This is a genomic window from Wolbachia endosymbiont (group A) of Cydia splendana, assembly GCF_947179475.1.
GTDB lineage: Bacteria > Pseudomonadota > Alphaproteobacteria > Rickettsiales > Anaplasmataceae > Wolbachia > Wolbachia pipientis.
Genome location: NZ_CAMXBP010000001.1, coordinates 100,854 through 123,053, shown reverse-complemented (window position 1 = coordinate 123,053; position 22,200 = coordinate 100,854). Strand labels below are relative to the sequence as shown.

Below are 22,200 nucleotides of genomic sequence, written 5' to 3'. Positions count from 1 at the left end.
AAACGAGATTTATTTTGTTTGTGTCCTGACATCAGAATCAAAGAAAAGGTTGAGATAATCAGCTCGCCTTTGATCCTCTGCTATTTCTTGATCAATTTCTTCTATATCGTAACCCAATTCTGAAACAACTTCTGAGCGACTCTTAAAGCCATTTCTTACTGCCATCTGTTGTGCTTGTTGGTCTTTCAGTGGATCCACCCAATCAAATCCCTGTGGTATCCATTTTACTTCTTCTTTCGCTGCTTTTGCCACTTTTTCATCTATACGGAGTTCTCCACACAGTACTGCTAATTCTAGCCATCTACTCCATACTGGTCTGCAAAACTGAAATACCATAATGTTGTGTTGCAGCATAGCGCATCTACGACGAAACTCTATCAGTCCTGCTCTGATTGATGAATAATTAACACCTGTTAAATCTCCTGTTAGCTGCTCATATGTTATTCCTGTGCCTATTGCAATAGCTCTCAGTTGCTGTCTCATAAATGCTTCGTAGCTTCCTCCAACATCAGATGGCTCTGAAAATTTTATATCCTCACCGGGATCAAGTAGTTGCATAGTACCAGGTTCTAGGCCTGATAGTGCTACTCCATGCTCATTTGCCTCACCTTCACCTAAAATATTTGCTTCTGGATCAAGTCTTGTAATAAATCCAGCAAACATTGCAGCAGTCTTTTTTCGTACTAGTTCTGCATCATCATACTGATCAAGTTCGTAAAGCTTCAAAAGTACGTTAGAAAGCAAGGGTTCTCCTCTAATTTGACCAGCCCTCAAAGGTTTGTAGATATGTAAAACATCATTTGCCGATACTCTAACTGATTCTCCAAACGAACCTTCACCTGGATGCTCTCTAAATAGGTAATAAGCTTCTCTTTGTCCAAGTCGGTTAAATTCAATACCACTACGAATAATATTGCCATTTGTAAGTGTTTGATTTGTTTTATTATCTAAATGTTCAGACTCAAGTACTTGCAGTTGTAATGGCACAGAAAATCTATCTTCCAGCTTTCTCGTTCTTAAACGTACAAAACATTCTCCACCCTCTATCATACTTCTGCATACTAGAGCTTGTAGACCATAAAAATCACTTATTCCACAGCTATCTGCTTCGTCTGTCCATTTTAGCCATAATTCCTGAACTTTCTTTCGAAATTCTCCATCTTTTGCTTTTGATTGTGGTTTTATTCCTGTTCCAATAGAGTTACTTACTATCGTATCAATTATATTTGCTGCATATGGATTTTTTCTTACCATATCACGTGATCGACTACGCAAGTGCTCAAGGCTTTGAGAGAGTAAGCTATTTATACTGCTTTTATCAGGTTGCCAATATACTACCCTTCTTCCTGAGCCTGCTGCATCCCATGCAGAACTTTTGATTTTTGGCTTGCCAAATAATTGTTTGAAGGTTTTTAACATCCTGATAACCAAAATTCTCTTAATTCTTTCAAAGTTCCGTTAAATTTATTTCTGTCACATTTTCCGATTCCTTCTACTTCATGCGGCTTTGCTCCTGTTTGACCGTCGGTATATTGCCATAGAGTCCAGTTCCTCCATCCTATTGGTAATGTCAGTTTTGTTCCCCATTTTGCTAACCATAGTGGACATTCTGTTAAAGTTGGCGTGGCAAAATCCTTGAGAAAACTAGGGCTTCCATAAATTAACGGCAAACGTCCGGTTACTAAATAGACCCTATTTACAAAGTCCTCTGCTTGTTTTGGCATTATGCTTTTTCCATCTTTGTTTTCCTCAATGTCAAGGGCTAACAATATATCTGAACTATCACCAATTGTTTCGAGAAAATGCTCAGCTTGGTCTTTGCCGCTTTTTTCCCCGACACCAAAATGGTATGCACCCCAAAGCAATTCCTCTTTTTCAGCGGCTTTTTTCCTTTTTGTATATTCAGGATCTACGTACTTTACCCCCTGGGTGGCTTTGTGAATTATGCCTACTATGCCATCTTCTTTTGTTAATCTAAAATCTATCTCCTGATTCCAGTGCGACAAATCTATTACTGCATTTATAAGCATGCCTGGTGTAGCGGTAGCTATCATATACCTCAAGTGCTCTAGAAAATCTGGGTATCCATTTTCTACCATGCAACTTCTCATACCACTCCTTTATTCGTTGAAATAACAATCTTTCTTTTTGGTTTTTGACCTTCAACCTTGAGCTCAGCCTTGATTCTTTGTCTTAAGTTTAAAAGATCGTTTATTTGCACTTCAGCATATCTGACAACCATACGCGTCAAGTTAAGAGATTGTGAGCAAATTTAGAGAGGTTAAAGTGGATACTCTAGCCCTTCTACGTTTGTCTTTTAATGAAAATCGCGACCAAGTTATAGTGAGTTTTTTAAGAAATGCTTTTAAACTATTAATTTTGGTTAATACTAAAAATAACTCTCTAACCCGCCTTTTTAGCTCAATAAATGCCTTTGTTAAGCTAAGTTCTGTATTCTTTTTCACTTCTGTGCAACCAACTATGCCGTGAAATATAAGAATTGCGCACAATTTAGCATATAGTTCACATAATACTCTGCATGGCTTTCCTTTTAGCTTATCAAGCCTGATATGGCTTTTATACAATTTAAATAATAACTCAATTTGCCACCTTACTCTGTAAATCGTTAATACTTGCTCAGCACTAATTTTATTTTCTGGAACATTAGTTATAAATATTGACCAGTTCAACAATTTTTGATTTCTTTTAGAGGATGTATATCCCTGCGATCTTGCTAATCTATTAGCTTTCCTTCTTCTGGCCATAGACTGTTCTTCAGTTAGTTTCTGACATATAATTCTTACTCTAATTTTTGCTTCTTTTCCTAACAATACCTCGTTTTCTAAAAATAACTTATCCTCTAAACATTCTAATAACTCCATTTTTTGATTTGTTTCTACATCATATATGTTGGTATCGGATTTATAACGACTTATGAAATAAGCTCCTATTTCATTGATTTGTTTAAAAGAACTTGGCACAAAATAACCGAGATCAGATATTAGCAAATCATTGCTTAATATATTACTTAAATGTTTCCTATATCCCTGGTCTGATCTTACCCCCTCCGTTAAATTAAGTTGGTCTATTATCTGATTCATGTAGTCGAAAACTAATTGTAACTTTATTCCAGACTTAGTATTGCTTTCATAGCCACTGTAGCTAGTACCATAACCTTTATACATCTCTTCCATACTGTTAGGTAGAGTAATATAGCTACTGTCCAATAATTTAACACTATTAAATTGCTGTAAGATTTTGCAATCAACTTGCAAGATATTTTTAAAGAGAATCACAGATTCATTATACATCCTTTTCATAAATTCCACTGCTTCTTCAGTAAATCTAAAATCCAAACCTTGTTTTGTTATATCTATCGAGTCCTCGTTTAGTAATTGACACATTGTTTCTACGCTACAATTATCAACTCCTATATTACCCAAGACCATGGCTTTTACGAATGATGAACCTTTTAGCTTTCTCTTTCTTTTTATAAACCTTGTTGTAATTGAGATTTTCTCTGCTTTTTCATTAAAAAATTCTTTGAGCTTTTTTGATAAGCAAGTTATTTTATTCATTGGTTCTCTCACTAAAAGTATATCTGGGAGAACTTATACCTTATTATTCTATCTCTTTCATACCTTTATTTCCTTAACTTGACGCGTATGATCTGACAACATGGTCACCATATGCAATTGATACTACTCGCTCTCCGCTTTGCAGCTTCTTTATTGCTTGTTCAACTTGAAACAAATACTCTTCGTTATACATTTTTCAACCACTTACTCTGTCTTACTTTTTTAGGTTTTTTACTTTCCATTTTCCCACTCAAACTATTCCATTTACTCTCTGGCCAACGATCGATTCCAAGCGCAATAGATGCAGCTCTTGCATAAATCCTACAGTCTAATACTTCATTTCTTTCTCTTACCTTTTGCCACTCCTGTTTTGTGTATCCTTTTACTACCTTGCTGACTAATTGCTCTGCCGTTAGCTGCTTAAAATATTCAGGTGCATATTCGGGAAAATGACAATATCCTGCTGGAGCTTCTTCACCTTCTTTTAAAACATTAAGTAATTGAAAAAGCTCTGACTTTAATATCGATACTCCTACTGGCCATAGCTTTATTCCTCTCTTTAGCTTTTGACCACCAACTGTTATATCTACTCTACTTGGGCTGCTAAGTGGCACTAGTGCTTTATTTACACCTTTTACTGCCATTACTCTTCCAGAGCCTTGATGACTCCTTACCCAATTATACACTTCCTGCGTTGCATACCCTGCATCAACCGCCATCATACTTATCATATATTCAAGACCATTTTCACCAATAAAATGATGATTGAGGAGCTCCGAAAGCTTTCCCCATACTTCTCCTCCTCCTGTATCTCCTTCAAATACTCGGTAGTCTATTGACCAACTTTCACGGCTTTTTCCCCATGCTACAACTTCTACTTCTAAACGATCTTTTTGAACATCAACACCTGCAGTAAGTACCACTTCTCTCTTAGGTACTGTGCCTACGGGAAAAAATTCTCTTCTGTTGAATAATTGCTTCCAGTCTGGTACTTCTCCCTTATCTACCCAGGTTTCTCCAAGCGTTGTGTTGATCCAAACTTTCAGTAATTGTTCACTTTCCTTTGCATGCAGAAAATCCTCTACTGCTTGTTGCCAACTATACCAGCCAACTGGACTATAAAGACTTGAAAGATGAAATCCTTTTTTCTCACCTTTTACTCTATTAGTAGGCCTCCATTCTCCACGCTCAAGCATCTCTGTCTTTTGATGATTTTCTATCTTTTTACCACATTCTATACACATATAGTGTGCTGTATTTGGATTTTTATCTTCCCATTTAATTTGTGGCCATTTTAATATTTGGTAATAATTACAATGTGGACATGGTACAAAAAAGTATCTCTTATCTGTTGCTTCAAATTCTTTCTCAATTCTGCTTATTCCATGAATCGTTGGTGTTGATACTAAAAAAATCTTTCGCCGTGCAAATGTATTGGTACGAGCTATGCTGAGCAGTACTGGATCTCCTTCTCCTCCTGAATCTCCTGGATAGGCATCTATCTCATCAAGAAAGAGATATTTTACTGGCATAGAACGAAGTCCTACACTGCTGTTTGCTCCGGTTATTACTACAATTCCACCTGGAAACTCCTTACTTTGTACAGTATTGCCTGAATCTCTTGATCTTGGGTCTTTTACTTTACTTTTTAAACATGGTGTACTTTCAATCAGTGGCGCAAATCTTCCTTTTGACCAACGCTTTCCCATTTCAACTGTTGGCTGTACTACTAGCATTGGTCCTGGTGTTTGATCGATGATATAGCCAATCCAATTGTTGCCTGCTTCTGTTCCTCCAATCTGAGCTCCTTTCATGAATACTACTTTTTCTGCTGGTGAGGACGGAGAAAGTGAATCCATGATTTCTTTTAAATAAGGAGTTCTTTCTGTTCTCCATTTACCTGGCTCTGATGCTGCAGTTGGGGCTAAAACTCGATACTCATTCGCCCACTCTGATACTTTAAGCTCTGGATCTGGTCTTAAACCTTCAGAAAAAACTCTAGCGTATATCATTGTCTGCATCTACTAGTAATTGGTTCTATCTCAATATTGTTAACAGTAGAGTTTATTCCTCCACACTCCTCCAATTCCATAAACATCTTTTTCTGAAATTCGTTTTCTATATATCTTTTGCTCATCTCACTTATCATTAGTGCTATAATAAGCGCAAATATCCCTGTTATTGTTGCAAAAATGATTGCACTGCTTATTGTTGTTGCTGTTAACCCTATACATACCGCTATTGCTACTGCACCTACTGAGGTAAAAACACAGATCACATTGTTGTATTTTCTTACTTTTGCATCTCTATGTTCTATACACCTATAATAAACTGGTACAGACTTGCCTATCTCGTCTGGTAATTTGATGCTCTTTTCTTTAAATAAAGTTTTTAGCAATTCTAAATTATTTGACTTGATTGCTAAGTGCAGAACAGGTGTATAATTTGCTCCTTTTGTCAGCAATAACTTTACTACATGTAAATGCCTTTTTTCTGCAGCAAGATAAATTGGTGATAGACCTTTATTATTTACAATATCAATATTGATTTCTTCTTTTAAAATTGCATCTACAATCTCAATTTCTCCTCTTTGTGCAGCTAAATGGAGTAGACTATTCTTTTCAGAACCATATTTATTACTCATCAAAGCCTTCTTTATCTCAGGTTTAGCGTAATCAAATGGTGTCTTGCCACTATCGTCTTTTACCAGAGGATCTATATCTTCTCGTGTTAGTAAAACCTCTATTGTTTTAAGTCTTTCAGCATAATGTAGTGGTGTTTTATTTTCGTAGTCCTGCAAATTTACTTGAGCATTAGGCTCCTTTATTAAGCATTTGAGAATATCAAGACATAAGTCTCTTTCATCGTAATTAGTATTACTTACAGCTATATGAATAGGTGATAATTTCATCGAGTTTTGTCCTACACGGGCGCTATTTACATCTGCTCCTAGCTCCAGTAATAACTTTACTATCTCCAATTTTTTGTTGTTAACTGCATAGTGCATCGGTGTCTGATTTCGTGCATCAAAAACCTCAATTTCAGCATTTCCTTCTCTTATCAAAATCTTTACAACTTCTGCATGTCCTATTCCTGCTGCTAGATGTAATGGAGTATGATGCAGAGCATTTCGTACATTAACGTCAACACCTTTTCTTATCAAATATCTAACTGCATTAACTTCACCTATCATTGCAGCTAAATGAAGTAAGTTATCTTGTTCTGATCCGTATTTGTTATTAATTAGCGCTTGTAATATTTCTGCTTTTTTCCCTTCTTTGGCATAATCTAAGGAGGTTTTGCCTTCATTGTCCTCAACAAAAGGATTAATGTTCTTCTTCGTGAGTAATAAATCCACCATGCTTAACTCGTCAAACTCTATAGCGCAATGTAGTGGTGTCTTTCCATTTAATCCTCTAACATTAACATCTAATCCAGGTTGATTGATGAGACACTTTATTAACTCTAAACTTAAGTTATCAGTCATTTTATATTCAAAATCTTTTTTATATTTGAAATTTAGTATTAGATAATTCTTGTAATGAGTTTGTAATCTCTTCAGTTAGCGCCATATGAATCTTTTCAGTGTCACTCAGTGATGCAAGCAGCGCTGAAACTCTATTTGGAATATTAAGCAAATTATTACGGACAACCCTTGCTACGTTAAATGCTTCAGTTTTTACTTCCTCTACTGCTACAAGTTCTCCTATCTCAGCTTTTGCTTTTGCCTCCAATAATCTTCCTCGCTCCATCTCATTTTTTATTCGCGTTTTTAGCAACATTGTAGAAAGGTTATTTGTATTTTCGTTTTCTGGATTTTTCCTCCTCAGTGGCTGACTTGGATCTCTTATTGCTGCCACCGCTTCATTTGCCTGTTCTCTATTGATCAAACCATCCTCCAACTCAACTATTCCTTTTTTTACCAAATAACAGACATATTGCTTTGATACTCCTATCTCTCTTGCCCATTCTGTTTGTGTTATCTTTTCCACTTTTTTTTCTCTTCTCTCTTTTGTGTCTCTTTATCTACGAATTTTCTTCTTGAATCTCTGAAAAGGTTTTGCCAGTACCAGAAAGAATTGCCTCCCTACCTGTGTATATTTGCCAACGTTTTATGGTTACATCTACAAATTTTGAATCTAGCTCTATTGTCCTACAAATTCTTCCTGTTCTCTCACATGCAATCAGTGTACTTCCAGAACCACTAAATGGATCAAATACTATATCTCCAGGTCTACTGCTATTAACTATTGCTCTCACCATTAGCTCTACTGGCTTCATTGTTGGATGTAATGAGTTATGTGTTGGCTTATCATAAAACCACAGATCACTTTGATTTCTTCCTCCATGCCACTCACGTTTATTACCGCTTTTCCATCCATAGAGCATTGCTTCGTATTGTCTTTGATAATCTGATCTTCCTAGCGTAAAGTGACTCTTTGCCCAAATGATAAATGTTGACCATTTTCCTCCTGCCTCCTCAAATGCTTTTTGCAACGTTGAAAACTCTGATGATGATACGCAGATGTAAATTGCACCTTTCGTATATGCTAAAATATTGGAACAGATATCGTAGAGAAAAAGTTCGTACTTTTCACCTTGATTATCGTTTAATATCTTCTTGTCTTCTCTCTCTTGGCTGCTACCATAATCAACGTTATATGGAGGATCACATACGGTAATATCTGCCATTTTATCATCTAATAGCGCTTTATATGATTCAACTACAGAGCTATCACCACAATAGATTCGATGATCACCTAAAATCCATAAATCACCTGGTTTTGTTACTTTTTTGTCATCAATAGCTAAGTCAGAAAGATCTTCTTTTTCACTATCTAAATCATCAAGGAAATGTTGAACTTTTTCTAATTCAAATCCAGTCATTTTAAGATCAAACTGTAAATCTTCTAACTCTTGAATTTCTACTTTCAAAAGCTCATCATCCCACTTTGCCCAATTAGCTGATTGATTTGCCAGTAATCGAAAAGCTTTGGTTTGTGGTTCATTTAGATTATCACTTAAAACAACAGGAATGCTCTCCATACCAAGTTTTCTTGCTGCTTTAAGTCTTAAATGACCATCAACCACAGTTCCATCGCTTTTTGCAACTATTGGAATACGAAAGCCGAATTCCCGAATAGAAGCACACATTCTATTTACTACGTCATCATTTTTACGAGGATTACGCTTATATTCGACAAGGTTTTCAACAGGATAGTAGTGGATTGCTAAATTCATATCTTAATAATTAAAAAGTTAATATTCAAAATATGTCTAACACTAGAAAAGGCCTGAGGTCTGACCCACCAAACCCGCCAATATGGCCGAAAGGACCCATTTTTATGGCATTCTTGATATGTTAAAATCTTTACTTAAATTCATAACGTAGAACCAAAGCATCCCCCTCATTATCATCTCGAGGCAAAAAACCTTTTTCACGTATCGCTTCAATAACTTCACTTTTACTTGCATTGCCATTACCAGCTATAAAGCGTTTGATAGTTTTAACATTAACACCTTGGTATGGCACATGATGTTCTTCACACCAAGCAGATAGAACGGCAAGAAAACCACCGTAGCAATGCGCTGCATCAGTTCCTAAATGTCTTCTTACTTCCTCAAAATACACTGCAGTGAACTCATGTTTCAAAGAATTAAGCCAATTACGAAAGTTTAAGAACACCTCCACTGAAACGACTACCATGAAAACTTTTGCTCCCACTTTTAATTACTCCATCTGTTAGAATTGCCCAGCCTGTTTGTTTGCCGAGGTCTAGTGTTAGGATTGACATTTATTTGAAACTTTTGTGTTTGAAGCGCGTAGAGGTAAACTAACCTCATTGAAACAATGCCCCTTTATTATATATATACCGGATTTCTTACTACTTTTTCCGAGATTTTCTAAAAAAAAGTTAAAATAATTTTTAATCACAAAAAATGAAGAGACTGTAGAAAAAAAGGTTTTCATATTGCCTTTTCTGTTGTTTTCTTGGCATTTTGTAGTGATTTATGTTAGATTACTTGAGTTTATTTAGGCTAAAATATATATAATGTCTATTTACGGGAGAACATGGTGGGGTAAGAAATGGCTTCAATCTTTCAGTGAAGTTGATTACGATAACCGCCTTTCACGTGGTAGAACTTATGCTAATACTGGTCGAGCTTTTGGTATTCAAATCAACGGCAATACAATTACAGCCAAAGTTAGTGGTTCAAGACCTCATCCATATAAAGTTAAAGTAACACTCAATGAATTAAATTCATCAGCTATCCGTTGTATTATTGAAAATTCGCCCTCTATATTGCCTAAATTAATAAATAGACAATTACCAACACTTTTGTTTGATAAGCTTAACGACTCAGGTATTAAATTATTTCCTTCGAATTGGGAAGAAATGAACGCAAGTTGCAATTGTCCTGATTGGGCTATGCCTTGTAAACATATTGCTGCTGTAATTTATCTTATTGCTGCAGAAATTGATAAAAACCCTTTCGTAATTTTCAATATTCATAATTGTGACTTGTTGTCGCTGATTGATGATTTTGGAAATGGAAAATTAGAAAACATTCAAAATATTCTAAAAATTAATGATCTATTTAAATCGTCTTCTAAAGTTAAAGTATATGAACAAGTAAACTTAAATGATATTGATCTATCGACTATTCCTAACCTTGCCAGCTGTATCGAAAATATCTTGACGAATAATCCACTCTTTTTTGAAAAAAATTTTCACAGTATTCTGCGAACAGCTTACAAGCATTGGCAAAAATATCCTACGGGGAAATCAGATTATTCTTTCTACTCTTCCAAGAAAAAGCTATCGGAAGAAGAATTGTTTACTAGCAAATGGGGAAGTATTGAACACTGGCAAACATTTCAATTATTTATCAATGACCAATACCAAGTTATTCAAGTAAGCAATGGTATAGCTAATTCATTTATACTCAGCGAAAGTGTTTCGAGGAATATAGCACAATTTTTAAACGATATTCCTATTTCATTACTTCATAAGCTTAATCTTGAGCTTCGCTTCATGCATATGATTTCACAGTTTGCACGTATGCTCATGGAAAAATCAGCACTAGTACCACAAATACTACAAAATAAAAGAGAAGAATTTATAATTAGGTGGATCCCTGCGTTGTTTAATGAATCAGTCAAAGAAATTCATAGAAAAATATCATCTATGTGTCCACCTCTACTAATTCAATATCGGAAAACTTCTATAGAGCCTGAAGAACAGGTTAATATTGCAATTTCTTTAATCCTTTTGGAATACATGGCAAATAATTTTCCTGCAGCACTTGATAAGTATAGAGACAAGAATACATTTCCTTCATCAATGGACAAGTATAGAGACAAGCACATCTTTGCATTATTTTTTACTGGATCAGCATACAAGTTTAGTGAGTTTAGCAACAGAGAAATACCTCAATCAATTAATCTCTGGTTATCACGGCTTTATTTAACAGATAAACCATACAAACTTTACTTAATGGTAAAAGATTATTATGAAAGATTTGAGCTTGATATACAGGTATCTTTAGATGATGGAAAATCGACAATAAAGCTGAGAAAAGCATTGTCTAACTGCAGCACAAAACTGAGCATTTTATCTGATATGGGAATGCTGTCTGAATATATACCTGAGCTAGAAAGATCGATTGAGGACAATAGTAGATTACTGTTTAGCTTAGATGATTTTGCACCATTGTTTTTAAATATCTTGCCGGTGTTAAGAGCAATTGGCGTTATAGTTATCTTACCAAAATCACTGGAAAAAATCTTAAAGCCAAAGTTGAGTCTTAATTTGTCTGCTAAAGGCAAAATTGAAGAAGATCGGAAAAGTTTCTTAACGCTTGAAAAATTATTGAAGTTTGATTGGAAAATAGCGATAGGTGATAAAGAGATAAGCATTACAGAATTTAAAAAGCTACTGAAAGATTCTCGTGGACTTATAAAGATTATAGACCAATATGTGCTTTTGGATGATAAGGAGGTAGAAGCTTTACTGAAAAAATTTGATAAGTTACCTGAACACTTGAGTCAAGCAGAGCTGATGCAAGCTGCTTTAGGAGGTGAATTAGATGGAGCAAAGGTAGGACTTGACCAGCAGATTAAAAGCCTATTTGAAAAGCTTAACACTTATGTACCTGTTGATGTACCAAGTAACCTAACAGCACAGTTACGTCCATATCAAAACGTGGATTTAGTTGGCTTGTGCAGAACATAGAGACGGGATTTGGTAGTATAATTGCTGATGACATGGGTCTTGGCAAAACACTACAAGTTATTGCAGCCATTTTATACTGTAAGAATGTGGGATTTTTAGATGAAGATAAAGTCTTGATAGTAGCACCAACAAGCATATTAAGCAATTGGCAACGAGAGATGGAGCGTTTTGCATCAGAATTAAAGCTTTTCATCTATCATGGACAAAATCGAGAATTGGCAAATGATTATGATGTAGCTCTCACATCCTATGGTCTTGCACGTCGTGATAAAAAAGAGCTTAACAGAGTAGGATGGTTTTTGCTCGTGATTGATGAAGCCCAAAATATAAAGAATCCCCATAGTGAACAGAGTAAAGCTATAAAAGCTATTGCAGCAAAAAATAAAATAGCAATGAGTGGTACACCTGTTGAAAATAGGCTACTAGAATATTGGAGTATTTTCGATTTTACTAATAAATATTACCTTGGTACTCCTAAGGAATTTAAAACTCGTTTTGCAACACCAATTGAAAAAGCGAGAGATAAAATTTGTCTAGAGAGATTCATGAAAGTTACTCATCCCTTTATGCTACGTAGGGTAAAAAGTGATAAAAGCATTATAGAGGATCTACCAGATAAAATTGAAAATAATCGTTATTGTTCTCTAACTCCAGAGCAAACAGCACTTTATCAAGAAGTAGTTAACACAACTATGAAAAAGATAGAAAGGAGTGAAGGAATTGAACGTAAGGGTCTAATTCTTAAGCTTATCAATGCTTTAAAGCAAGTTTGTAACCATCCATCGCATTTTGGCAAGAAAAAAGCGTGCAAGTATTGAACAGTCAGGAAAGATGCAGATGCTAGAAGAGATACTAGTAGGAATTAGCGAATTTGCAGAAAAATCATTGATATTTACCCAATACACAGAAATGGGTGAAATTATGGCTAAAATGCTTGAAGAAAGATTTAAGTCAATGGTGCCATTTTTGCATGGAGGCCTATCCCGTAAAGCAAGAGATAAAATGGTTAATGATTTTGAAAGCTCATTTCAATCAAATATTCTCATAGTATCTTTAAAAGCTGGTGGAACAGGGCTTAATTTAACAGCAGCAAACCATGTAATACATTACGATTTATGGTGGAATCCAGCGGTGGAAGCACAAGCAACAGATAGAGCGTACCGTATTGGGCAAGAACGTAATGTTATGGTGTACAGGCTACTTTCAACAGGTACTTTTGAAGAGCGTATTGATGAGATGATTCAAAGTAAGAAAGAGTTAGCAAACTTAACTATAAGTAGCGGCGAGAGTTGGATTACAGAATTTAGCAATAATCAATTGAAAGATTTGATCAATATAAGAAATGCTGTATAAAAAACAAGTTCAGCTATCCACTTCTTATCTTAAAAATGTAAAAAAACAACATTTGGCCTTCTAACACATATCTTATCGCATTCGGACTATTATAAGAAAGGCTATACAGAGTATGAATCCGATTTTGATGAATTAATTAAAGCAGGTGAGAAAATAACTACAACAAAGACCAGCTTATAGTTGAGTTATCTGTGTTTGACATCTTGCTTTTGTTTTAATTTCAAGGGGGGTGACCCACCCTTTAGAAAGCTCTATATCTCTATCTACCAATAATATAGTGGAAATTTTGTCTCCATTGTACGCGATAAAATTGGAGACGTAAATAAATTTAGATCTTTGTCTCCATCTTGAACTATTGAGAGGGTTTTGTAGCTTATGTTTATGGCAGCAACTTCAAACTTTTTTCTTTATCTTACCTACAATTTGTTTATAGAGATTATTTAAAATATTTCCTTAAGAGTTTTAGATAAAAGTTGTTATATTTCAATAAGACCTCCAAAATAACCAGCTCTTGTTATATATATTTACCTAAATTACAAAAGCTGTTCACTTTTTTGAAAAAATATTTTACAACAAATAAAAAACATGATAGAATGAAACAAGGCTTTTTGTAGTAAGTAAAAGTTTAAGGTAAAAGATAATTTAGAAGTGCCTCATAATCGGGTTTTAAGCTACCTTACATAAGTAACTTAGGTCTTAGTAGTATAATTGTACCCTGGAGTCGTAGAATCTTTTTAAAACGATATTATTAGCCATCTTGTTTTTTGTAAGCATTTATCTTTCATCTTTTTTTAGGTTATCCAAAATGCAATAGCAGGTTTTTCATATTTTTGTCTCTGTGTTGTATTTTTATTTAGGGCGATCTGATTCATTAAGTCTTTTGAAAATGGAAAAGTAATACACTAAGTGGCTAAAAGCATAGAAATTCAGTGAGTTAAGTATAGTATGTTTTTGTTCCTAATTTTTCAATTTTACTGGAAATCACAAAACTCAGAACAGCTTCTTATTCCTTAAAACCTTACTTTGAAGAATAGGCCACACATTTATCTTCCTTTGAGTGATGCCTTTAATTATCTTACAATAACTAGGTTTATGTCTACTAATATCATGAAATGCAGCTGGTCCACCTGTATGCATAAGTAGTTAGAGTAGGTTATAGGCGACTTTAAAAAACCGGTTAATTGCCACTTGAGTTTATTTTTTAAATGACTTTTATATTTCGGTTAAAAATTTAAATGGACGGTATATTAGCCTTTTTGAAAACCATTTCAGTTGAGCAGATGGCCACCGCGGAACTTCTCTTAAGGTTTATATTATAATAAACTTATTACAGTTCATGTTTTTTTGCTTAACTTGTTATTAAAAAAGTAACAAATTAAACATTTAAGCGCGTTAATAATATTTAGGTAGGTATTATGAAAGGTACATATCCTATATGTTCTATTATTATATATTATTATTTATTATATATATAATATATAAGGTTTTACCTGAAACTGGGCTACACTCAAAAACCCTCTATAATCCTAGCTTTTAAAGCAATTAAGAAGTTTTTTTGAATTTCAAACTTAAATTACTCTTAACCCTTTAATATAGCCGGGTTTTTTCCTTTTTGGAGATTTCATTTTTCAATCTAAAATGGCTTAAACTGCCAAAAATCTATGTAATCTCGAATCTAAAGCACTTAATTCACAAATAATTATTATGAATAACTTTACTAATATAGCATTTTGTGGCTACTTCTTATAGACGGAAAATCTCTCCCCTGAGTATATTGTAAATGTGTTAAGCTCTATTAAAGTTTAATAGAAAAATCGTAATGAAAAAAATTTTAGAGCAATTCATATTTCGGACTGCATTTCTAGTATATATCTGTTATGGAGGAGAAAAAAGGATGGCTTATTTGGTTATTCTCATAAGCAAAGTATAGTATATTTTGCAACATAATGCAGATGCAACTTATAGGCGGCTTTTTTGTTTAAAGTTAAAATGAAATTAAATTTTGTAATTTTTTTGAGGAGTGTAAGTTGAGAGCAGAGTTAAATTTTCAATATCACCATTTACCTCTACAGAAGAGAACTTTTTTAGTGTTGCCTATATATTTTTGTAGTTTTTCGGACGAATTTGAAATTGAACGTATATATATACTACAGGGGCATATGAAAGATAAGAGAACGGAGTTGTGCAAAATTTTCTAAAAAGTGACCAGTTTTTGTAATTTTGTTGAACTTACTATAGTAAGACCTAGCAGCCTGGTCTTCTGAATTGTAAATATTTGGGGTAAATATGGACAGTGTCAACTTACGCTTGAAAAAAATTTCTCCACTCTTCCGGAAAAAACTATGAGAAATCCGGTATTACTATAGTAAAAGGTACAGAGACATCTCTCTACCCATTTATGACTTTATTTTAAATTACCAGCCTTTAAGAACATCATCATTAGCAGAAAAAAAGACATTTTGTCAACAAACATAGCTTACTTTAACAGGAGAAAACAATATGCATGACAAGCAAGCTTTATTTGAAAGAGCAGCAGAAGTAAAAGCAGAACTACTCTCAAGAATAGAATCATCTTTATCCTACTTATTACCAAATGGTACTTTCCACGGAAGTAAGTTCTATGTTGGTAATATTAGAGGAGATAAAGGGAAAAGTTTAGTAGTAGAAACAAGAGGAGAAAGAGCCGGATTATGGCACGATTTTGCTACTGGTGAAGGCGGAGATATACTTAATCTCTGGTGGGATGTTACTAGTCAGACTAAGTTTCTTGATACCATAGAAGATATAGAAAAATGGCTTGGTCACTCAACAAACCATAAAGAAGAATTTTCAGAACGTTTAATAGCATGTTGGGACTATCATGATGAAAATAATCAAGTAATAGCTAAAATTTACCGTTATGATAGCACTTCAGGGAAAAAACGATATAGCTGTTTTGATGTAAAAAACTCAAGTAGTACTGCTCCAGATCCAAGGCCTTTGTACAATGTTCCAGGTATAATTAAATCCGATAAAATTGTTTTCGTTGAAGGTGAAAAATGTGCTGAAAGTTTAATCAGTAAGGGCATAACAGCCACAACAATGATGTTTGGAGCAAATTCACCTGTAAATAAAACAGATTGGGCTCCGCTAAAAGGTAAACACATAACCATATGGCCAGACAACGATAGTTCAGGTCAGAAATATGCTGAAAATGTTGCAAAGAAGCTTTTAGATATAGGCGTTGCATCGCTTTCTATTCTTAAAATTCCACAAGATAAACCAAAAGCTTGGGATGCTGCTGATTGTATTAAAGAAGGAGTAGACGTCAAAAGATTTTTAACCTCAACTGTTTCTCTCCCATATACAAAAAACGTTACTTCATTTCCTGTATTGCAGTACCTAAATGACAAATCACCAATGCCAGAAGACATAATTGCTCCTAGAGTTTTAACTCCTAGTGGTCTTTTAGTTTTTGCTGGCGCGCCTAAAGTGGGAAAAAGTGACTTTCTTATTTCTTGGCTTTTTCATATGGCATCTGGAACTCCATTTTTTGATATGGTGCCAAAAAGGCCCTTAAGAATCTTCTACCTTCAGACTGAAATCGGTTACCACTATATGCGTGAACGGTTGCAACAGATGAAACTTAGTGAAGAACTTATTAAACTTGCTGCAAACAATTTAGTTATTACACCACAGACTAAGCTGCTTTTAAATGAAAATGGCATTAAAGATATCGTAACTGAAGCAGAAAGAAACTTTGACCTAAACACCATTGATATCATAGCGGTAGATCCATTGCGTAACGTTTTTGATGCTGATGAATACGGTAACGAAAATGATAATAATGCCATGATTTTCTTTCTCCAGGAGAGAGTTGAAAAACTGCGTTCTCTAATCAATCCAGATGCTGGAGTTATTCTTGTGCACCATACAAAGAAAATGCAAAAGAAACTATTAGAAGAAGATCCATTTCAAAGTTTTAGTGGCGCTAGCAGCTTACGAGGATTCTATACCACTGGAATGATCATGTTTAGGCCTGATGAGAAGAACAGCTATCGTCAACTGATGTTTGAGTTACGTAATGGAAATTTTGTTATGCCAAAATTTGTTGATAAAATTAATGGTCATTGGTACGAAGTTGACGCTGAGTCACAAAGGTTAATAAATAAAGACTATGGTGAAAAACTAGATGCCGAACGTTCTCGTAGATATGACATCATCTTGGACTTAATATGTGCAGAAGGACGTAAGGGTCATGCTTATACAATTAATCAGTTTTGTCAGGCATTTGAAAATAAAGAAGGTCTTGGCAGTACACATTCTATACGTGATCGTCTCGATGTTCTTGCTACCAAAGGCTACGTTAAATTCAACAAAGAAGGCAAAAACGCTGCAAGAAACAAATACGGAGTACTTTGCGTTGAAGGTATGGAATTTGGGCAAAAAATATTTAATCCAGAGAAAAACAAAAAGATTACAGTCTATCACAGATTACTACCCACACACTACAAGTCACCACACTATGGCAGCGTAATTCCTGTAGAAAATCCAAATACTTGGGTTTATCACAATTAACACTTTAATCATTTCTTAATTAGAGGGGGAAAATATGCATTCTAAAAATTCCTATATTGGTATTAACCCAAAAGTTGTTAAACACATACGACACTATGCTAAGCTTCTGAAGAGAGGAAAAGTTTTTGCTTATAAAGACATTGAAGATGTTGAGCAAGATCTTTTACTTGACTGTTTGCCTGGCCTTGAGGGTTATAATGAACTTGAAGGACATTTTATAAAACAGTACGTTAAATGCCGTGCTCTTAATTTAAAAGAGAAAGAACTATGTAAAAAACGTACCATTAATTTTATTGATGAAGCTTTATACGAAGAGAGCGATGAAAGTCTTGAATATAGCTCCGCAGTACGCATTGACGTAAATGAAGCAATTGCAAAGTTACCTAGAGAGTTAAGAAAAATATGTAAACTATTGGCAGAAGATCACAGCATTTGTGAAATTTCCAGAAGGACTAGTATACCAAAATCAACTCTCTACGACACAATCAACAAACTACGCAAAGAGTTTTCCCACCTAAAAACATACCTAAAACGAGATTTCTAACTATAAGGGGGAAAAACATGAAAATAATAAACAACAAAGAAAGAGCAAAAATAGTAACAGGTGTGAAAATGGTAATCTTCGGACCTTACGGAATTGGCAAGACTAGCTTACTCAAAACTCTCGATGAATCAACAACACTTTGTCTTGATTTTGAAGCAGGACTTCTAGCTGTTCAGGATTGGAAAGGAGATTCAACTGAGATTCGCACTTGGAATGAGGCCAGAGACATTGCTTGTCTTATTGGTAAACCTAATCCTGCATTAAGGTCTGATCAGGCGTATAGTCAAAAACACTATGAGCATGTCTGTAGCAAATATAAAGATCTTCTTTCTGAGATTTCTAAATATCGATGTATTTTTATTGATAGCATAACTGTTGCATCACGTTTATGTCTTTTATGGGCAAGGATGCAACCTGAAGCTTTTTCTGAAAGATCAGGAAAACAGGATATGAGAGCTGCCTATGGGTTACTTGCTCAAGAGATGATGGCTTGGCTCAATCAGTTTCAACATATTCCAAATAAAGACATCATTACAGTTGGAACTCTTGGACAATACCTCGATGATTTCAATCGCTCAACTTGGCTACCTCAATGTGAAGGAGCTAAAACTGCAAGTGAAATTCCTGGGATAGTTGACGAAGTAATCAGTATGGTTGGAATCAAGAAAGATGATGGTACAGAGGTTCGTTCATTATAATGCACCCCATAAACTAGACCAAAAAAAAATGGTTGATCCGAGTAGGAAGGTAAAGGGGTAAAAGTATGGCAACAAAAAAATATGAACCAGAGTTAAAAGCAAAGATAGCTTTGGAAGCAATAAAAAATCAAAAAAGCACAGCTGAGATATGTAGTGAATATAAAATACCATCAACAAATCTATATGATTGGCGTGATAGAGTATTGGCAAGGTTAAAAGACCTATTTGTTGAAGAAAGTGAAAGTGCGAGAAAACAAAGAATCTTAGCGCAAGAAATAGAAAGTTTACATAAAGTAATAGGAGAATTGACAGTGGAAAATAGCTATTTGAAAAAAAAATTACTGAAATAAGCAAAAAAGATAGAGTAAGGTTTATAGAAAAAGATTCTGATCTGTCAATTAGGAAACAGGCTGATTTATTGGGGATTTGCAGATCTAGCCTATATTATAGGCCTATAATTAATAACGAAAGTGAAGTAGCAAATTTGATTCAAGAAGTATATTTGGCTTCTGATTGCCGTTATGGATATCGTAAAATTACTGCTGAAATCATAGCGAGTGGAGTAGTAGTCAATCACAAAAAAATCTTAAGAATTATGAAAAAAATGAAGATTAGTGGGCTGTATTGTAGAAAAAGATGTAATACAAGTATTAAAGAAAAAAAGCATAAAATATATCCTTATTTACTCAAAGATTTGATTATTTGTAGAGTTAATCAGGTATGGGCTACTGATATAACATATATTATGGTAGAAGGTAAGTTTATCTATTTTGTGGCAATAATGGACTTGTATAGTCGCTATATTATTGCTCATTCATTATCACCATATCTCGATGCTGGATTTTGCCTTTATACTCTCAAAGAAGCTCTAAAACAAGGTAAACCTGAGATTTTTAATAGTGATCAGGGGGTGCAGTTTACTAGCTACAACTTTATTATGGAATTAGAGCGTGCTAATATTAAAATCAGTATGGACCATAAAGGACGTTGCTTCGACAATATATTTGTTGAGCGCTTATGGAGAACTTTAAAGCAAGAAGCTATATATTATTATAGACCAAATAGTATCAGAGATTTAAATCTTATAATAAATGATTTTGTTGCTTGGTATAACTATAGAAGGCGACATCAGACTCTACATTATAAAGTTCCTGCTGATCTTTATTATCATAAACAGTAAATGAATATATTGATAAATACTTTAAATGTGTGTCGACGTATTTATCAACATATTCATTTTAAAAATCGGATCACTTTGAAAAAAATGGTCTAGACAAATGGGTGCATTATAATAAAATGACTTTAAATGCCTATTATAACCGCTTTAATCCTGACAAAGAGTACGAAAAAAGTTTGTTCCTTGCAGGAAGAGGTCTACAGTCTGCAGAATTAAATGAGACTCAGGAGTATGCTCTTTCTAAGCTTAAAGGCATAGGTGATGCAATATTTCGTGATGGTGATGTTATAACGGGAAGCAATTGTATTATAGATGCAAAAACTGGTAAAGCTACACTTGAGGGAGGAAAAATCTATCTGCGCGGTGCAGTTAGAAAAGTTGAAAAAGAAGAATTTGTTATTCCACTGAGTACCACAGTTCGCATAGGTGTTTATTATGTAGAATCTACGATTACAGAACTTGAGGATGAAAACCTTCGTGATCCTGCTATTGGTACAAGAAACTATCAGGAAGTAGGAGCTGCAAGGCTTAAAGTTTCCACCATTTGGGGTTATCAAGCAGAAGGTCTTTCTCCACGTTTTTCTGAAGGAGAGTTTTATCCAATCTATAACATTGAAAATGGAGTATTAATAGAACATTCACCACCTCCACAAGCAAACATAGTAACTACTGCTCTTGCTCGTTATGACAAAGAAGCAAATGGTTCCTACGTCGTAAATGGTCTTGAAGTAATGTTCCTGCAAAAGGAAGAGGGAGAAGGAGGAAAAAAAATATTTGTGATTAATGAGGGCAAAGCTCATGTTGATGGCTATGAGATTGAACTTCCTCACAGTATTCGTGTTTCTTTTGATGAAGATCCGGATATAAAATCAGTTGAATCAGAACCACATACTTTTCAGCCAAATAGCCAAAGAGTAATGGAACTGAAGGTGAATGATTTTCCAATAAGTGAAATTAAAAAAGTAGATATAACTGTTCAGAAAACCATTACTGTTACTCATGGTTCATACTCTGGAGCTATTGATCCGATACCTGACTCTGCAGTACTTGAGATTATTCAAGTTAAACAAGGCAATGTTATTTATGAAAATAGTATAGATTACAAATTAAACGCAGGAAACGTTGATTGGTCATTACCAGGTAAAGAACCAGCTCCTGGAAGTAGTTATCAAATAACCTACCGCTGTCGTACTCATGTAAGCCCTGAAGATATAAGTGAACAGGGATGCAAAGTAAAAGGAGCAGTTGATAACAGCTTGGTTCTGATTGATTACACCTGGAAAATGCCCCGCTATGATTTAATTACTATCGATAGCAAAGGAGTGGTAAGAAGAATAAAAGGAATTTCTCACCCTTGGCGACCATCAATGCCTAGAGCGCCTAGTGGACAACTTTTGCTCTGCTACATTCATCAGACGTGGAAAAAAGGCGAAGGGGTAAAAATAGTGAATAATGCTATTCATGCTGTACCGATGAATGAGCTTGAAGCAATGAAAAAAGGAATAAATGATCTTTATGCGCTGGTTGCAGAGGAACGTCTACGCAATGATGCAAATTCAAGAGAACCTACCACCAAAAAAGGAGTATTTGTTGATTCATTCTTTGATGATGATATGCGCGATCAAGGAATTTTGCAGTCTGCAGCAATAGTAAATAAGGAACTAATTTTACCAATAGATGTAACGATTGCTGATATTGATGGAGGAGAAAAAACTTATTTGTTGCCATATGAACTTGAACCGGTACTGGAGCAGCTTTTACAGACTAAAGGAGAAAAGATCAATCCATATCAAGCTTTTGATCCAGTACCGGCACAAATTACTCTAAATAAAAATATAGATCACTGGACGGAGGTTACCACGAATTGGAAAAGTCCAGTAACCAGAGTATTTAATGTTAAAGAAACAACAGAGCTGCTGTCAAGTACCTCATACGAAACTGAATTTATGCGAGAAGCAACTCAAAATTTTGAGATTGAAGGTTTTGCAACTGGTGAAAAGCTTAAGGAAGTAAAATTTGATGGCATAAGCATTCAACCTCAAGCATAGAAAATATT

General features: G+C 34.7%; 16 protein-coding genes and 1 pseudogene. 8 read left to right on the top strand and 9 right to left on the bottom strand.

What is annotated here, in order from left to right; translation table 11 throughout:
* Positions 1 to 9: 9 nt before the first annotated feature.
* From OM961_RS00555 to OM961_RS00515, 9 genes and pseudogenes are all read right to left on the bottom strand, one after another.
* Positions 10 to 1,419, bottom strand: a complete 1,410-nt coding sequence (locus tag OM961_RS00555) for a phage portal protein (protein WP_264339120.1) — start codon at positions 1,417 to 1,419, stop codon at positions 10 to 12.
* Positions 1,413 to 2,111, bottom strand: a complete 699-nt coding sequence (locus tag OM961_RS00550) for a glycoside hydrolase family 25 protein (RefSeq protein WP_264339119.1) — start codon at positions 2,109 to 2,111, stop codon at positions 1,413 to 1,415. Before OM961_RS00550 ends, OM961_RS00555 begins: the two co-directional genes overlap by 7 nt.
* Positions 2,108 to 2,242 (bottom strand): hypothetical protein, encoded by a 135-nt coding sequence (locus OM961_RS00545; protein ID WP_264339605.1) that lies wholly within the window; start codon positions 2,240 to 2,242, stop codon positions 2,108 to 2,110. The genes OM961_RS00550 and OM961_RS00545 overlap by 4 nt, the downstream gene beginning before the upstream one ends.
* 10 nt (positions 2,243 to 2,252) lie before the next feature.
* Positions 2,253 to 3,578, bottom strand: coding sequence for an IS4 family transposase (locus OM961_RS00540; RefSeq protein ID WP_264339118.1), 1,326 nt, complete (start codon positions 3,576 to 3,578; stop codon positions 2,253 to 2,255).
* Between the two features lie 185 nt (positions 3,579 to 3,763).
* Positions 3,764 to 5,590 carry a phage terminase large subunit family protein gene (locus tag OM961_RS00535; RefSeq protein ID WP_264339572.1) on the bottom strand — a complete coding sequence of 609 codons (1,827 nt, stop codon included), beginning with the start codon at positions 5,588 to 5,590 and terminating at the stop codon, positions 3,764 to 3,766.
* Positions 5,587 to 7,065 (bottom strand): ankyrin repeat domain-containing protein, encoded by a 1,479-nt coding sequence (locus OM961_RS00530; RefSeq protein WP_264339117.1) that lies wholly within the window; start codon positions 7,063 to 7,065, stop codon positions 5,587 to 5,589. The genes OM961_RS00535 and OM961_RS00530 overlap by 4 nt, the downstream gene beginning before the upstream one ends.
* 19 nt (positions 7,066 to 7,084) lie before the next feature.
* A complete protein-coding gene (locus tag OM961_RS00525; protein ID WP_264339116.1) occupies positions 7,085 to 7,570 on the bottom strand; it encodes a hypothetical protein in 486 nt (161 codons plus the stop codon).
* 34 nt (positions 7,571 to 7,604) lie between these two features.
* The gene (locus OM961_RS00520) at positions 7,605 to 8,819 is read right to left on the bottom strand and encodes a DNA modification methylase (RefSeq protein ID WP_264339115.1); all 1,215 of its coding nucleotides are present in this window, start codon (positions 8,817 to 8,819) and stop codon (positions 7,605 to 7,607) included.
* Between the two features lie 102 nt (positions 8,820 to 8,921).
* Positions 8,922 to 9,373: pseudogene (locus OM961_RS00515) on the bottom strand (crossover junction endodeoxyribonuclease RuvC).
* 258 nt (positions 9,374 to 9,631) lie between these two features.
* Here OM961_RS00515 and OM961_RS00510 point away from each other — a divergent pair.
* The 8 genes from OM961_RS00510 (at position 9,632) to OM961_RS00475 (ending at position 22,192) form a co-directional block, all read left to right on the top strand.
* Entirely contained in the window at positions 9,632 to 11,815 is a 2,184-nt protein-coding gene (locus OM961_RS00510) for an SNF2 helicase-associated domain-containing protein (protein WP_264339114.1), read from the top strand.
* Complete coding sequence (locus OM961_RS00505) at positions 11,803 to 12,633, top strand: DEAD/DEAH box helicase (protein WP_264339113.1); 831 nt, start codon at positions 11,803 to 11,805, stop codon at positions 12,631 to 12,633. Before OM961_RS00510 ends, OM961_RS00505 begins: the two co-directional genes overlap by 13 nt.
* A 19-nt stretch (positions 12,634 to 12,652) precedes the next feature.
* On the top strand, positions 12,653 to 13,168 hold the full coding sequence (locus OM961_RS00500; protein ID WP_264339112.1) for a DEAD/DEAH box helicase: 516 nt from the start codon (positions 12,653 to 12,655) through the stop codon (positions 13,166 to 13,168).
* 2,499 nt (positions 13,169 to 15,667) lie between these two features.
* Positions 15,668 to 17,725, top strand: coding sequence for an AAA family ATPase (locus OM961_RS00495; RefSeq protein ID WP_264339111.1), 2,058 nt, complete (start codon positions 15,668 to 15,670; stop codon positions 17,723 to 17,725).
* 34 nt (positions 17,726 to 17,759) lie between these two features.
* Entirely contained in the window at positions 17,760 to 18,269 is a 510-nt protein-coding gene (locus OM961_RS00490; protein WP_264339110.1) for a sigma-70 RNA polymerase sigma factor region 4 domain-containing protein, read from the top strand.
* Positions 18,270 to 18,286: 17 nt separating this feature from the next.
* Positions 18,287 to 18,967: an ATP-binding protein gene (locus OM961_RS00485; protein ID WP_264339109.1), complete on the top strand. Its 681-nt coding sequence runs from the start codon at positions 18,287 to 18,289 to the stop codon at positions 18,965 to 18,967.
* Between the two features lie 65 nt (positions 18,968 to 19,032).
* Positions 19,033 to 20,147, top strand: a protein-coding gene (locus OM961_RS00480) for an IS3-like element ISWpi17 family transposase (RefSeq protein WP_214303219.1) whose coding sequence is annotated in 2 segments (ribosomal slippage) — positions 19,033 to 19,306 and positions 19,306 to 20,147 — 1,116 coding nt in all. Because the reading frame shifts where the segments join, the coding sequence is not laid out codon by codon here.
* A 116-nt stretch (positions 20,148 to 20,263) separates the two neighbouring features.
* Positions 20,264 to 22,192 (top strand): DUF4815 domain-containing protein, encoded by a 1,929-nt coding sequence (locus OM961_RS00475; protein ID WP_264339108.1) that lies wholly within the window; start codon positions 20,264 to 20,266, stop codon positions 22,190 to 22,192.
* The last annotated feature ends 8 nt before the right edge of the window (positions 22,193 to 22,200 follow it).

What these genes read in the sequence shown, in the direction of transcription:
- OM961_RS00545 (WP_264339605.1), bottom strand. Translation starts at nt 2,242, where the DNA reads ATGGTTGTCAGATATGCTGAAGTGCAAATAAACGATCTTTTAAACTTA.
- OM961_RS00475 (WP_264339108.1), top strand. Translation starts at nt 20,264, where the DNA reads ATGACTTTAAATGCCTATTATAACCGCTTTAATCCTGACAAAGAGTAC.
- OM961_RS00555 (WP_264339120.1), bottom strand. Translation starts at nt 1,419, where the DNA reads ATGTTAAAAACCTTCAAACAATTATTTGGCAAGCCAAAAATCAAAAGT.
- OM961_RS00495 (WP_264339111.1), top strand. Translation starts at nt 15,668, where the DNA reads ATGCATGACAAGCAAGCTTTATTTGAAAGAGCAGCAGAAGTAAAAGCA.
- OM961_RS00490 (WP_264339110.1), top strand. Translation starts at nt 17,760, where the DNA reads ATGCATTCTAAAAATTCCTATATTGGTATTAACCCAAAAGTTGTTAAA.
- OM961_RS00530 (WP_264339117.1), bottom strand. Translation starts at nt 7,065, where the DNA reads ATGACTGATAACTTAAGTTTAGAGTTAATAAAGTGTCTCATCAATCAA.
- OM961_RS00550 (WP_264339119.1), bottom strand. Translation starts at nt 2,111, where the DNA reads ATGAGAAGTTGCATGGTAGAAAATGGATACCCAGATTTTCTAGAGCAC.
- OM961_RS00540 (WP_264339118.1), bottom strand. Translation starts at nt 3,578, where the DNA reads ATGAATAAAATAACTTGCTTATCAAAAAAGCTCAAAGAATTTTTTAAT.
- OM961_RS00510 (WP_264339114.1), top strand. Translation starts at nt 9,632, where the DNA reads ATGTCTATTTACGGGAGAACATGGTGGGGTAAGAAATGGCTTCAATCT.
- OM961_RS00500 (WP_264339112.1), top strand. Translation starts at nt 12,653, where the DNA reads ATGCTAGAAGAGATACTAGTAGGAATTAGCGAATTTGCAGAAAAATCA.
- OM961_RS00535 (WP_264339572.1), bottom strand. Translation starts at nt 5,590, where the DNA reads ATGATATACGCTAGAGTTTTTTCTGAAGGTTTAAGACCAGATCCAGAG.
- OM961_RS00520 (WP_264339115.1), bottom strand. Translation starts at nt 8,819, where the DNA reads ATGAATTTAGCAATCCACTACTATCCTGTTGAAAACCTTGTCGAATAT.
- OM961_RS00485 (WP_264339109.1), top strand. Translation starts at nt 18,287, where the DNA reads ATGAAAATAATAAACAACAAAGAAAGAGCAAAAATAGTAACAGGTGTG.